9 protein-coding genes are annotated in these 13,456 nt (G+C 62.6%); 3 read left to right on the plus strand and 6 right to left on the minus strand.

The features are described 5' to 3' along the window. Positions 1–245: 245 nt before the first annotated feature. Positions 246–2,348: a mechanosensitive ion channel family protein gene (locus tag ACZZ0K_RS00370; protein ID WP_258707252.1), complete on the plus strand. Its 2,103-nt coding sequence runs from the start codon at positions 246–248 to the stop codon at positions 2,346–2,348. 123 nt (positions 2,349–2,471) lie between these two features. Here the strand turns inward: ACZZ0K_RS00370 and ACZZ0K_RS00375 are convergent, their stop codons facing one another. Next, positions 2,472–6,758 (minus strand): DEAD/DEAH box helicase, encoded by a 4,287-nt coding sequence (locus ACZZ0K_RS00375; RefSeq protein ID WP_258707251.1) that lies wholly within the window; start codon positions 6,756–6,758, stop codon positions 2,472–2,474. Positions 6,759–7,061: 303 nt separating this feature from the next. Here ACZZ0K_RS00375 and ACZZ0K_RS00380 point away from each other — a divergent pair, with 303 nt between their 5' ends. Both ACZZ0K_RS00380 and ACZZ0K_RS00385 read left to right on the plus strand, forming a co-directional pair. Beyond that, complete coding sequence (locus ACZZ0K_RS00380; RefSeq protein WP_041477681.1) at positions 7,062–7,946, plus strand: sugar nucleotide-binding protein; 885 nt, start codon at positions 7,062–7,064, stop codon at positions 7,944–7,946. After that, positions 7,939–8,871 (plus strand): NAD-dependent epimerase/dehydratase family protein, encoded by a 933-nt coding sequence (locus tag ACZZ0K_RS00385; protein WP_243241573.1) that lies wholly within the window; start codon positions 7,939–7,941, stop codon positions 8,869–8,871. Before ACZZ0K_RS00380 ends, ACZZ0K_RS00385 begins: the two co-directional genes overlap by 8 nt. 371 nt (positions 8,872–9,242) lie before the next feature. Here the strand turns inward: ACZZ0K_RS00385 and ACZZ0K_RS00390 are convergent, their stop codons facing one another. The 5 genes from ACZZ0K_RS00390 to ACZZ0K_RS00410 all read right to left on the minus strand — a co-directional run bounded on the left by ACZZ0K_RS00390 (position 9,243) and on the right by ACZZ0K_RS00410 (position 13,426). Then, positions 9,243–9,941 (minus strand): OmpW/AlkL family protein, encoded by a 699-nt coding sequence (locus ACZZ0K_RS00390; RefSeq protein ID WP_150638354.1) that lies wholly within the window; start codon positions 9,939–9,941, stop codon positions 9,243–9,245. 246 nt (positions 9,942–10,187) lie between these two features. After that, entirely contained in the window at positions 10,188–10,706 is a 519-nt protein-coding gene (locus ACZZ0K_RS00395) for a DUF3299 domain-containing protein (protein WP_024014502.1), read from the minus strand. Positions 10,707–10,717: 11 nt separating this feature from the next. Beyond that, positions 10,718–11,983 (minus strand): ABC transporter permease, encoded by a 1,266-nt coding sequence (locus ACZZ0K_RS00400; protein WP_056790749.1) that lies wholly within the window; start codon positions 11,981–11,983, stop codon positions 10,718–10,720. Position 11,984: 1 nt separating this feature from the next. After that, positions 11,985–12,695: an ABC transporter ATP-binding protein gene (locus ACZZ0K_RS00405; protein WP_076567723.1), complete on the minus strand. Its 711-nt coding sequence runs from the start codon at positions 12,693–12,695 to the stop codon at positions 11,985–11,987. Positions 12,696–12,832: 137 nt separating this feature from the next. Beyond that, positions 12,833–13,426, minus strand: coding sequence for a DUF2796 domain-containing protein (locus ACZZ0K_RS00410; protein ID WP_056790744.1), 594 nt, complete (start codon positions 13,424–13,426; stop codon positions 12,833–12,835). Positions 13,427–13,456 lie beyond the last annotated feature (30 nt).

Consider the following 13,456-nt stretch of genomic DNA (forward strand, 5'->3'; position numbering starts at 1 on the left):
AAGGGGGCGAGGGGGAAGGGAGCAGATCTTCATGCCTCCTGAAATCGCGTACGACTGTGAAGGGAGCAGATTTTCATGGTCTTCAGGACTTGAGTTCGACTCAAGACGTGCAGTTGGTGATTTTGGTCATGCAACTCGGTCGGCTCCCTCTCCTGGGGGAGAGGGCTGGGGTGAGGGGGCTCTTGAACTTGCCGCGCAATTACCGATCAGTTCCTTACCAGGGTCAGCCACGGGAGATCGGAGCTTTGCGCAATTTCAGGATCGCCATTCTGCTGGGAGCGCTGCTGTGCTTGGGCGTCAACACATCGCAAGCCGTCGCGCTGCCGGGCGTTCCGGCTGCCGCCGATACGGCGGAAAAAACCGCCGAACCGGAACCGCTGGTGCAGGGCGGTCTGCTCGGGGCGATCAGTACGAGCATCGACGATGTGCAGGAAAAACTCGATCTCAACGAACACCTGGTCGATGCCTGGCGGCTGCGCGCTGACCGCGCGGCGGATGAGGTCGATCGGCTGGTCAAGCAACCGTCGAATCGCTCGGGCTGGAGCGTGGCAGGGGATTTCCTCACGCTGTCGGGAGTGTGGCTGGGCAGTTTTGCCCTATTGACGGTGCTCGGCAGTCTGTTGGCCAAGCGTCTGCGTGAGGGCCGCTGGTTGCGCACCCGCCAGCGCAGTCAGGATCTGCTCGGCTACGTGCTGCCTTACACGGTGCCGGCGCTGATCTGCCTGCCGCTGACGCTGTATGTCAGCCATTTTCTGCAAGCTTCGGTGGGCCGTGCGCTGGCGCTGTGTCTGGCCTATGCCACCAGCAGTGGCATTTTCTCCACGTCGATGTTGTTGTGCGTGGTGGTGATGTTCAACGTCGGGCACAAGCGCGCCGCCGCGCGAATCATCCGTGAATACTGCCCGCGACCGCTGTTCCTGATCGGCTTTCTCGCCGCCCTCAGCGATGCCCTGACCAGCCCGCAGATCGCCCGGCAACTGGGCGGCAATATCACCAGCAGCATCGCCGTGTTCACCGGGCTGATCGCCTCGGTGATTTTCGGTTTGCTGGTGATTCGCCTGCGCCGGCCGGTCGCGCATCTGATCCGCAATCGCCCGCTCGCTCAGCGTTTGAAACAACCGTCGCTGCAGGAGTCGCTGCGGATATTTTCCGGGCTGTGGTATTGGCCGATCGTGCTGATGGTGCTGGTCTCGGCAGTCAGCCTGATCGGCATCGGCGAGGACAATCAGAAAGCCCTGCGCTGTGCCTTGTTCACCACCGTGCTGCTGATCGCCACGGTGTTTCTCAGCACGGTGTTGCAGCACCTGTTCAAGTCGCGCAAAGCCGAGGCGATCCAGCGCAGCAGTGCCTACAAAGAGCGCTTTCTCAGCCTGTTGCATGCGTTGCTGCGCATCGTCATGGCGATTGTGTTCATCGATATTCTCGGGCGGATCTGGGGCGTGTCGTTGCTCGATTTCGCCCAGAGCAGCACCGTCGGTCGAGCGATCAGCAACGCCTTGAGCAGCATCGGCCTGATCTTCCTGGTGACGTGGCTGCTGTGGGTGGTGCTCGACACGGCGATTCAGGAAGCACTGAAACCGCCGCTGAGCAAACGCGCGGCACGCCAGCCGAGCACGCGGGTGAAAACCATCCTGCCGCTGTTGCGCAATGCGATCAAAATCATCCTCGTGGTGATCTGCGCGATTACCACCATGGCCAATCTCGGCATCAACGTTGCGCCTCTGTTGGCCGGTGCGGGCGTGGTCGGTCTGGCGATCGGTTTCGGTTCGCAGCAACTGGTGCAGGACGTCATCACCGGGCTGTTCATCATCATCGAAGACACCCTGTCGATCGGCGACTGGGTGGTGCTCGATTCCGGCCACGCTGGCACGGTGGAGGGTTTGACCATCCGCACCCTGCGCCTGCGGGACGGCAAGGGTTTTGTGCACTCGGTGCCGTTCGGCCAGATCAAGGCTGTGACCAACCAATCACGGCAGTTCGCCTTCGCGTTTTTCTCGGTGCAGTTCACCTACGACACCGATGTCGACAGAGCCATCGAGCTGATCCGCGAGGCCGGCGATTCGATCCGCGAAGACCCGTTCCTCAAGTACAACCTGCAAGGGCCGCTGGATGTGTTTGGCGTGGACAAAATGGATCTCAACGGCGTGGTGTTGACGGCGCAATTCCGCACGGTGTCCGGTGGCCAATATGCGGTGAGCCGCGCATTCAACCAGCGCTTGAAGAAGCTTGTGGATAACACGCCGAATGTGCATTTTGCGCAGACTTATCCACAACAGGTTCTGTTGCCGAAGCGGCAGGAGGAGGGGGCGGTGGTTGCGGGTGAGGTGCCGCAGGAGTCGCGGACCTGATCTGAATTTTTCGTTGCATGTCCCGGCCTCATCGCGGGCGAGCCCGCTCCCACATTGGGTTTGTGTACGCCGCAGAACCCTGTGGGAGCGGGCTTGCCCGCGATGAGGCCAGAACAGACACCCTCAATTGCGGATGAGTTTCCTGCCTATCTGCTCAACGACCACCTGATCCCATTCCCCCCAGATCTGCGGCTTGCCCGCAACCATAGCGGCCACCGGCACCCCATCGCGATAAACCAGCCGATTGCTCACCAGCGCCGGTACTTTCGCTCCCGGCAACAACGTCCCGGCCAGATTCAATGGATCAACCCCACACACCGCCACCAGGCTGCCGTCCTGCGGGCGGCGGCGTACTTCGCGCAGCAAGGGAATGGCTTCGGGCAAGGCAAACTGCTCGCCAGCCAGACCACTGACAAACCGCCCGCCACGAATCTCGCCCCGCGCCTCCAGACGATGAAAGGTGCGCAGCAATTCCCGCCAGCTCGGCAACCAGTCCGCTTCGCGTTCGAGCAAGCGCCAGAACACCACGCCGTAGCGGCGCAGCAGGGTCATGGCGACATGTTCGAGCGTCTCGGCGGCATCGGCTGACGAACCCCGGCGCAGCAATGCCCAGCGCCCGGCATCGTCCATGCCGCCGATAAACGCGCCGCGCCCGCGTCGGCTACTGCGCTGCTGGCGCTTGCTTGCCGGCGTGATCAGCGCGCGCAGGCCGGCGAAGCTGTCGGCGTTCACCAAACCTGCGGCGACCAGTTCCTGCAAGGCGATTTCCAGTTCGCTGCGCAGCAGGCGCGCTTCATGAATCAACTCATCGAAAAACAGCGCGCCATGCTGACTCAGCGCCTCAAAGACTTTCTGTGTTTTCGGCGATAACTCGCTCACTGGCGTCTGCTCAGCCAACGCACTCCACAAACCCACCTGGCTACGCGGCAGCAGCACAATCGGTGTACTGCGCAATGCCGAGCCGCTGACTTTCTGCCGTGCACTGATGCGCGTCCACACCAGTTTGCCGTTGCGGCACAGTTCATCCAGCCAGCTCGGCGAATAGTCCTTGAGGCGTGCCGGCAGGATGTCGCTGTCCCATGCCGAGGCTGCCGCCGGATAACCTTCGAACTGGCCGACAATCGCCGGCAGCACCGCACTGCCCTGACCTTGGGTGGCCGGCGTCAGATGCTGCCAGTCGAACAGAAAACGCATGAAGTCCTGCAATGCCACCGGTTCGATTTCCCGGCGCAGGCGCTTGACCGTGTAGCGATGGATGCGCGCCAGCAGATGGCGTTCGCACCATTCTTCAATCGCGCTGTTCGGCGTGAACTGGCCGCGCAAGACGTAGCCTTCACGCTCCAGTTGCGCGAGGGCCTGATTGACTTGCGCGGCTGGCAAGGCCAGCGGCTCGGCGATGGCCGGCAACGGGATCGGCCCAAAGGCACCGAGGCGGGCGCGGATCACTTCGACCAGCGCCTCATCGAATGCCCATGCGTCGTCGAAGCCGGGCAGCACGACTGCTGCGCTCGCCAACGTGGCCTGTGGATAAAGTGCCTGCAGGCAACTCAGGCGTTCGCGAGCCAGCCACAACTGATGCTCGGCGTCGATCTGCAACCGGCAGGCGCGGCCGCTGGCCATCAGCGTTTGCAGCCAGTCCGGCCAACCCGCGTTGGCGCGCGCTTCGGCGTCACTGATGCAGGCGAGGCTCATCAGCGCTTCGTGCATTTCATCCATGGAATTGGGCGACGGCCAGGCTTCTTCGCGCACTGCGGTGATCGCATCGGCATCGAGCGCGCCGAGATCATCGGTCGATTGCGGATCGCTCCAGCGTCGATTGATCACCGCTTGCGTGCGGCGTTCCTCCAGCGGCGCGTCGTCGAGAAACGTGTAGGGGCGGGCGCTGAGGATTTCTGCCGCCAGCGGCGACGGCGCAGGTAAATCCCGGGCGATCAGGCGCACCTCGCCACGCTCCATGCGCCGCAGCAGGGTCAGCCAGCCTTCGCTGTCCATCGCTTCGTGCAGGCAATCGTCGAGGGTCTGTTCCACTAACGGATGTTCGGGGACTTCGCGCTCGCCGGCGAGGTTTTCCAGGCAGGCGATCTGGTCGGGAAACACACTGGCGATGAGGTCTTCGCTTTTCATCCGTTGCAGTTGCGGAGCGACTTTGCGCCCGCCGGTAAAACGCGGCAACGCCAGCGCCACCCCGGCATTCCAGCGCCAGCGCACGCCAAACAAGGGCGCATCGAGCACGGCTTGAATAAGGGTGTGTTCGGCGCTGTTGCTGTGCAGGTAACGCCAGACTTCGTCGAGCTCGAAGCTGTGACTGGTGGACAGCGACAGCACGATCGCGTCTTCGCTGGCGGCGGCCTGCAATTCGAAGTTGAAGGTGCGGCAGAAACGCTTGCGCAGGGCCAGGCCCCAGGCGCGGTTGATGCGACTGCCGAATGGCGTGTGAATGATCAGTTGGGTGCCGCCGGACTCGTCGAAAAACCGCTCCATCAACAGCGTGTCCTGCGAGGGCAGGGCGCCGAGGGTTTGCCGCGCGCGGGCGAGATATTCGACCAGTTGCTCGGCGCTGGCGAGGTTGAGGCCGAGTGTGGCGGTCAGCCAGTCGAGCGCCGGTTGCAGATTACCGGGGCTGGCGCTGAGCAATTCGTCCAACTGCGCTTGCAGGCGCGCGACGGCCGCCGACAGTTCATCACTGCGCCCCGGCGCTTCGCCGAGCCAGAACGGAATGGTCGGCGGCATGCCCTGCGCATCCTCGACCCGCACCTTGCCGCTCTCTACCCGCAGAATGCGATACGAGGTATTGCCGAGCTGGAACACATCGCCGGCGATACTTTCCACGGCGAAATCTTCGTTGACGCTGCCGATGTTCAAGCCCTGGGGTTCTAGCAATACGCTGTAGTCGGCGTTGTCCGGGATGGTGCCGCCACTGGTCACGGCGGTCAGTTGCGCGCCACGCCGGCCACGTAATGTGCGGCTGACGGCGTCGCGGTGCAGGTAGGCGCTGCGGATGCCCTGACGGCCGTTGTAACCCTCGGCGAGCATGCTCAGCAGGGCCTGATAGTGTTTTTCGTCGAGATCGCGATAGGGCCAGGCTCGGCGGAACATCGCCAGCAACGCGTCCTCCGACCATTCCTGGCAACTGACCTCGGCAATGATCTGCTGCGCCAGCACATCCAGCGGTTTTTCCGGAATGTGCAGCGTATCCAGCTCGCCCCGGCGCACGCAGTCGAGCAGGGCGGCGCACTCGATCAGGTCGTCGCGGGTGGTGGCGAACAAACGACCCTTGGGCATGCCGCCGACCTGGTGTCCGGAGCGACCGACTCGTTGCAGAAACGCAGCAATCGAACGCGGTGAACTGATCTGGCAGACCAGGTCGACTTCACCGATATCGATGCCCAGCTCCAGTGATGCAGTGGCGATCAGCACTTGCAGCTCGCCGCGTTTGAGGCGCTGTTCCGCATCGAGGCGAAACTCTTTGGCCAGGCTGCCGTGGTGCGCCGCCACGGCCTGCTTTCCTAGGCGGTCGCTCAGATGCCGGCTGAGGCGCTCGGCAAGGCGTCGGGTGTTGACGAAAATCAGCGTGGTGCGGTGCTCGCGAGCGAGTTCTGCGAGGCGCTCGTACACCAGTTCCCAGACATCATTGGCCATCACCGCCGACAACGGCACCGGCGGCACCTCGATGCCCAGATCCCGAGGGCGGGCGTGGCCGATGTCGACGATTTCGCAGGGGCGATCGTGACCGACCAGAAACCGCGCCACGGCTTCTACCGGTTTCTGCGTGGCGGACAGGCCGATGCGGGTCAGCGGTTCGGCGCACAACGCTTGCAGCCGTTCAAGGCTCAAGGACAGATGACTGCCGCGCTTGCCGGCGGCCATGGCGTGGATTTCGTCAATGATCACCGTGCGCGTGGTGCCGAGCATCCTGCGCCCGGATTCCGAGCCAAGCAGCACGTACAGCGATTCCGGGGTGGTCACCAGAATATGCGGCGCGCTCTTGCGCATCGCGGCGCGGTCTTTTTGCGGCGTGTCGCCAGTGCGTACGGCGGTAGTGATGGTCAGCTCCGGCAGGCCCATCTCGCGCAATTGCGCGATAATGCCGGCGAGCGGATTCTGCAGGTTGATCTGGATGTCGTTGGACAGTGCCTTCAACGGCGAGACATAGACCACCAGGGTTTCGGCGGGCAGACCATCGGGGTGTTCCAGACCACGATGGACAAGCTCATCGAGCACGGCGAGGAACGCGGTCAGGGTTTTGCCGGAGCCAGTGGGCGCGGCGATCAGCGTCGACCGGCGCTGGCGAATCAACGGCCACGCACGGGCCTGAGCGGCGGTGACCGCCGGGAAAGTCTTGTTGAACCAGGCGCTGACGGCGGGGTGAAAACCGGCCAGCGCGCTGTTGGCGGGGAGGGGCAGATTCATGACTGGAGTTATGCGGGCGGGGGCGGGAAGATGCAAGTACCGCTGGGGATCTTCAGCGACAGTCAGGCCCTCATCGTCGGCAAGCCAACTCCCACAGGATTCATGCCTGGCACAAAACCTGTGGGAGCTGGCTTGCCAGCGATGGGGCCGGTGGCCTCGATACAATTTCCAGCTTCTACACTTTACGGATGACGGTTGCGCACTAAACCCGCAAAATGCAACGATTCCGGCAATTATCGACGACTGTTCCACAAGAACCGTCGCTAAAGCCATCGTTCCAATCAGACTGGGCCTGCTGACTCTATGCGAATGCGCCTTATGTTACTGGGCGGCGGAAATGCCCTTGGGCAGGCGCTGATTCGCCTCGGTGCGGAAGAAGACATCGGTTTCCTCGCCCCCCGCCCGCCCGAAAACGGCTGGGATGCCGCGAGCCTCACCCAATTGCTCGACGACACCCGTCCCGATGCGTTGATCAACCTCGCCTACTATTTCGACTGGTTCCAGGCCGAGAGCGTCAGCGAAAGCCGCATGACCGGTCAGGAACGCGCCATCGAGCGTCTGGCCGAACTGTGCCAGCACCACAACATTGTCCTCGTGCAGCCGTCGAGCTATCGCGTGTTCGACGGCTCACGTGCTACCGCTTACAGCGAAAAAGACGAACCGGTGCCGCTGGGCCTGCGCGGTCAGGCCTTGTGGCGCATCGAGCAAAGCGTGCGCGCGACCTGCCCGCAACATGTACTGCTGCGTTTCGGCTGGCTGCTCGACGACAGCCCGGACGGCACCCTCGGACGCTTCCTCGCTCGCGCGGAAAAACCCGAAGAGTTGCTGCTGGCCGATGATCGGCGCGGCAATCCGACTCCGGTCGATGACGCCGCTCGAGTGATCATCTCCGTGCTCAAGCAACTCGACTGCGCCGCGCCGCTGTGGGGCACTTACCATTACGCCGGCCACGAAGCGACCACCCCGCTGGCGCTGGGCCAGGCGATTCTCACCGAAGCACGCAGCCTGCATCCGCTGGCGATCGAAGCACCGACCGCGCAGGCCCACGCCGCGCGCCCGGACGCCGCCGAAGAGCCGCAACATGCAGTGCTGGCCTGCAAGAAAATTCTCCACACTTTCGGGATCAAACCGCGCGCCTGGCGTGCCGCACTCCCGGGTCTACTGGACAGGTTCTACCGACATGGCTGAAGCAACGGTTTTAATCACTGGCGGAGCCGGCTTCATCGGCTCGCACCTGACCGATGCCTTGCTCGCCAAGGGCTATGCGGTACGCGTGCTCGACGACCTGTCGACCGGCAAGCGCAGCAACCTGCCGCTGGACAATCCCAAGGTTGAACTGGTGGTCGGCGATGTCGCCGATGCCGCCCTGGTCGCCCGCGCCATGCAAGGTTGCAACGCTGTCGCGCATCTGGCGGCCGTGGCCTCGGTGCAGGCCTCGGTGGACGATCCGGTGAAAACCCATCAGAGCAATTTCATCGGCACCCTGAATGTCTGCGAAGCCATGCGCCTGGCCGGGGTCAAGCGTGTGGTGTACGCCTCCAGCGCGGCGGTGTACGGCAACAATGGCGAGGGCGAGTCGATCGACGAAGACACCCCGAAAGCGCCGCTGACACCCTATGCCTCGGACAAACTGGCCGGTGAGCAGTACTTCGATTTCTACCGTCGCCAGCATGGTCTGGAGCCGGCGATTTTCCGCTTCTTCAACATCTTCGGCCCCCGCCAGGATCCGTCCTCGCCGTATTCCGGGGTGATCAGCATCTTCAGCGAACGCGCGTCGAAAGGTTTGCCGATCACCGTGTTTGGCGATGGCGAGCAAACTCGGGATTTCCTCTTTGTCGGGGATCTGGTGGATTTGCTGGTGCAGGCGCTGGAAAAGCCCGAAGTGCAGGAAGGCGCGGTCAACGTCGGCTGGAATCAGGCGATGAGCCTGAAGCAGATGCTCGAAGCTTTGAAATCAGTGGTCGGTGAACTGCCGCCCGTGAGCTACGGGCCGGCGCGTTCGGGTGATATCCGCCATTCGCGGGCTGACAACCGACGCTTGCTGCAGCGCTTCGAAATGCCGCCGCAGACGCCGATGAGTGTGGGCTTGGCGCGGTTGCTCGGGCGCTCCTGAGAAGCCCCTCACCCTAGCCCTCTCCCAGGGGGAGAGGGAACTGACCGAGGTGTTTGTGAGAAGTACGCCGACTTGCGATACCCAGTCGAACTCAGGTTTTGAACAACACACAAATCGGCTCCCTCTCCCTCGGGAAAGGGCTGGGCGGGCGGCGTTCCGATGAGGGGCTTGGATCTCGAACACCGCACATGACTCAGCACCAAATGAAAAAGGCGCCCTTCATCAGGCGCCTTTTTCACGGCCGGAATATCGCTATCCCTGTGGCGAGGGAATGTTATCCCCCGATCAACTGCGTACGGTCGTCGTCAGGTCTGTGCCTGCCCGCCACCAAGCCTCATTCACCACCACGTGAACGTTCGGTCAAAGTCAGCTTAGAACTTATAGCCCAAACCGACCATGTAGATGAACGGATCGACATCCACATTCACCCGTGCACGGGTGCCCGGTGCGACGGCGTTGTTCTCGACGGTCGCGCGGGTATCGATATCGATATAGCGCACCTGGGCGTTGAGCATGATGTTGTCGGTGATCATGTAGTCGGCACCGACCTGCCAGGCCAGGCCCCAGGAGTTTTTCGCCTTGAAGTTGCTGAAGCCGTTGGCGCTGGCTTCGCTGCCGACGTGTTCGTCGTAGATCCAGGTGTAGTTGATGCCACCGCCAACATACGGCTGGAAAGCCGATTTCGAATCCAGCGGGTAGTAGACGACGCTGAGGGTCGGCGGCAGGTGTTTCAGGGTGCCGAGCTTGCCGTTGGCGGCGGGCAGGGCGGTGCCCTTGAGCTTGACGTCGTGCTCGAACGGCGTGGCTGCCAGCAGCTCGATACCGATGTTGTTGGTGAGCATGTAAGCGAAGTTCAGACCCAGTTGGGTGTCGCTGCTCATGGTCGCCTTGCCGCCCAGATCAGTGCCGCTCAGCGGACCCTGATCGACCTTGACGCTGGAACTGTCGGCCTTCGGGTTGACGGTGATCGCACCGGCGCGCACAAGGATGTCACCGGCTTCGTGGGCGTGGGCTAGCGGGGCTGCGAGCGCGAGGGCAAACAGCGAGGCGCTGAGCAAGGACTTGTTCATGGGGGCTCCGAAAGGACATAAAAATTCGATGTCCTAGGGTACGAAGCCGTCTGATACGGTGTTTTGACTCAGCTCAATGAAACAGTGAAGGCCCGTTTTTTTGTGGCGTTCATCTCGGCCCCATCGCTGGCAAGCCAGCTCCCACAATGATCCCGTTGTTTGTCAGTTTTTTGCTCACCCACATAACCTGTGGGAGCGGGCTTGCCCGCGATGGGGTCTCTGCGGACAATACAATACTACCGGGAATTACTCCGGCAGTTCATACGCATAAATCTTCTCCGCCTCCATCTGATACCCGGCATCGGCCAACTCACTGCTTGAGGCTTTCACCTGCAACGGTCCTTCGACCCAGTACGGCTGATACAGCTCATCAAGCTTCACGCCCAGTTCGCTTTTCACGTGGACGATCTGGTTCGACGGCGGTGGCGGGACGTGGATGCAGGCGCCGAAATACGGCACCAGCAAGAAGTCCGTGGTGCGCCCCTCTTCGCTGACTTCCAGCGGCACGATGTAACCCGGCAGGCGAATGTTCTGCCCGTCGAGGCTTTTCACTACCGGAGCGTTGGGCATGTCCTGCTTGGCCGCCGGCGCGGACTCGGCAGAGAGTGCGTCGCCCATCTTCGACAGGTCGTGCAGCGGGGTCATGTTCGGCACTTCCGGCGCGGCGTCCGGCGGGATCATTTCCGACCAGGTCAGGTCTTTCGGCGCCGCCGCCCACACGGGCAGGGCGACCAGCATCAGCAGCGCAAGCAGGGCGCGGGGCATGGTGAACATCCTCATAAACGGATCGACAGGCCATCGGCCAGGGATTGGCGATACGCGCGCCAGGCCGGCACGCTGCCCATCAGCAGCGCGGCCGCCAGAATGCCACCGAGCAGCGTCCATTCATACTCGCTCGGCCATGCCAGCGGCAGGTACAAACCATAATTGGCCTGCACGTACCCTTGCGCAGCGGCGATGCCGACGTACAGCAGCGCCAGCCCGGCGATCACCCCGGTCAGGGCCAGGGCGAAAGCTTCCAGCACCAGCAGACTTGCGATGTGCCACGGCCGCGCGCCCACCGAACGCAGAATCGCCATCTCGCGGCGGCGCTCGTTGAGGCTGGTGAGAATCGCCGTGAGCATGCCGATCAGCCCGGTCAGCACAACGAACAGCGAGACCACGAACAAGGCTTTCTCGGCCGTACTCATCAGGCTCCACAATTCCTGCAAGGCCACGCCCGGCAGGATCGCCAGCATCGGTTCGCCACGGTATTCGTTGATCTCGCGCTGCAAGGCAAAGGTGGAAATCTTGCTGTTGAGGCCGAGCATGAACGCGGTGATCGCTTGCGGCGTCAGGTCCATGTTGCGCGCCTGATCAGCGCTGATCCTGCCGTTGCCGCGCGCCGGCACGCCGTTGTGCCAGTCGATGTGGATCGCCTCCATGCCGCCGAGGCTGATGTGCAACGTGCGGTCCACCGGGGTGCCGGTACGCTGGAGGATGCCGACCACGGTGAAGGGTTTGTCGTCGTGCTTGACCAGGCTGATCGCCGCCACGCCGTGGGCCAGTACCAGTTTGTCGCCGAGCTTGTAGTGCAGCGCTTCGGCGACTTCGGCACCGAGCACCACTTCGAAAGGATCGGTGGCAAACGCGCGACCGTCGGCCAGCGCCAGGTGTTGCTGGCGCCCGTACTGGTAGTGCTGGAAATAGGCTTCGGTGGTGCCCATCACGCGATAGCCGCGATGGGAATCGCCGAGGGACATGGGGATTGCCCACTTCACTTTCGGGTTGTTGGCGAAGTGTTCAAAGCTGTCCCAACGGATGTTGTTGGTAGCGTTGCCGATGCGAAACACCGAATACAGCAGCAGGTTTACCGACCCCGAACGAGCGCCGACGATCAGGTCAGTACCGCTGATGGTGCTGGCGAAACTGGCCTTGGCTTCGGTGCGCACGCGCTCGACGGCGAGCAGCAGGCACACCGAAAGAGCAATGGCGAAAGCAGTGAGCAATGCGGTGAAACGGCGGTTGGCCAGGCTGGCCATGGCCAGACGAAACAGATACATCTCAGACCTCGGCGGACGTGGCGGCGCGATTGAGTTCGGCCAGGGACAGATGACGGTCGAACAGCGGCGCCAGGCTCTGGTCATGGCTGACGAACAACAGACTCGATCCGGCCTCGCGGCACTCGGCAAACAGCAGGCGAATGAAGTTTTCGCGGGCGTCGTAATCCAGCGCCGAGGTCGGTTCGTCGGCGATCACCAGCTCCGGTTGGCCGATCAACGCGCGTGCGGCGGCGACCCGTTGTTGCTGGCCGATCGACAGCGAGTCGGCGCGGCGGCTGAGGATGCTTTCGTCTTTCAGACCCAAGTGGGCGAGCAACGTGGCGGCGGCTTGATCGACGCTGCCGTGGCGCTGTTTCGCCCGTTGCGCACGCAGTTTTGAAAAATGACACGGCAACTCAACGTTCTCGCGCACCGAGAGAAACGGCAGCAGGTTGAATTGCTGGAAAATGTAGCCAGTGTGATCGACACGAAACGTATCGCGCTTGCCGGCAGAAAGCTCGGTCAGCTCCTGGCCGAGCAGGCGAATGCTGCCCCGATTGGGCTTCTGCACCCCGCCAAGCAGGCCGAGCAGCGTGGTCTTGCCACTGCCGCTGGGGCCTTTGAGAAACAGGGTTTCGCCGGCTTCCAGACGAAACGCCGGGATGTCCAGCAGCGGCGGGTGACCGGGCCAGTTGAAGCCAAGGTCGGAAAGTTCGATGAGTGCTTGGGTCATGGCACCGATTTTCATGAAGTGAACACAACCCTGTGGGAGCGAGCCTGCTCGCGAAAGCGCTGGGTCAGACACCCACCTGTCAGCTGACACGCCGCCTTCGCGAGCAGGCTCGCTCCCACAGGGGATTTCGGTGGATCCTAGAATTTCAGCGCAGCTGACTTGGCCGTCACTTCGGTACCTTGCTGGCCGGTCGCGCTGATCAGTTGTACCTGAATCTTCTGCGTCGCCGGGAAGGTCTTGAAGATGTTCGTCAGGTTCAGCGTGCTCAGCGCGCCCGGTGTGGCGCAGCTGAATTGGTAATGCGCGTGGATTTCGCTGTGGTCGTGGTGATGCTCGTGACCGTCCTTGTCCGCTTCATCTTCGTCGTGATCATCGGCGTCCGGCTTGTCGCCGAACAGCGGGCTTTCCAGTTCCTGGCTGACCACCTTGCAGCCGGCCGCAGCGGGCAGGCTGAACAGGGCCAATGGTTTTTCCAGCTGCGCACGAGCGGCAGCGACTTTGGCCTTGTCGGCATCCGACGTCGCGGCGTGTTCAAAACCCACCAGATTCATCGCCGGGCTTTCCAGCTCAAGCTCCAGGGTCTGACCGTCGAGCGCGGCATTCAGACGACCCACACCATGCTCATGGGCGCCGAGGCTGCCGTGCTCATGATCGTGATCGTGCTCATCCACCGCATGAGCAGCGGCCAGCGGCAACAGGGCAAACGGCAAAGCGAGCAACAGACGACGCATGACGGACTCCGAGAAAAATGAAAGTTTGTT

It is taken from the genome of Pseudomonas sp. AC255 (assembly GCF_979258175.1).

Bases quoted from the DNA above. Each gene is read 5' to 3' on its own strand.
- ACZZ0K_RS00375 (WP_258707251.1), bottom strand. From the start codon at position 6,758: ATGAATCTGCCCCTCCCCGCCAACAGCGCGCTGGCCGGTTTTCACCCC.
- ACZZ0K_RS00380 (WP_041477681.1), top strand. From the start codon at position 7,062: ATGCGAATGCGCCTTATGTTACTGGGCGGCGGAAATGCCCTTGGGCAG.
- ACZZ0K_RS00385 (WP_243241573.1), top strand. From the start codon at position 7,939: ATGGCTGAAGCAACGGTTTTAATCACTGGCGGAGCCGGCTTCATCGGC.
- ACZZ0K_RS00390 (WP_150638354.1), bottom strand. From the start codon at position 9,941: ATGAACAAGTCCTTGCTCAGCGCCTCGCTGTTTGCCCTCGCGCTCGCA.
- ACZZ0K_RS00395 (WP_024014502.1), bottom strand. From the start codon at position 10,706: ATGCCCCGCGCCCTGCTTGCGCTGCTGATGCTGGTCGCCCTGCCCGTG.
- ACZZ0K_RS00400 (WP_056790749.1), bottom strand. From the start codon at position 11,983: ATGTATCTGTTTCGTCTGGCCATGGCCAGCCTGGCCAACCGCCGTTTC.
- ACZZ0K_RS00405 (WP_076567723.1), bottom strand. From the start codon at position 12,695: ATGACCCAAGCACTCATCGAACTTTCCGACCTTGGCTTCAACTGGCCC.
- ACZZ0K_RS00410 (WP_056790744.1), bottom strand. From the start codon at position 13,426: ATGCGTCGTCTGTTGCTCGCTTTGCCGTTTGCCCTGTTGCCGCTGGCC.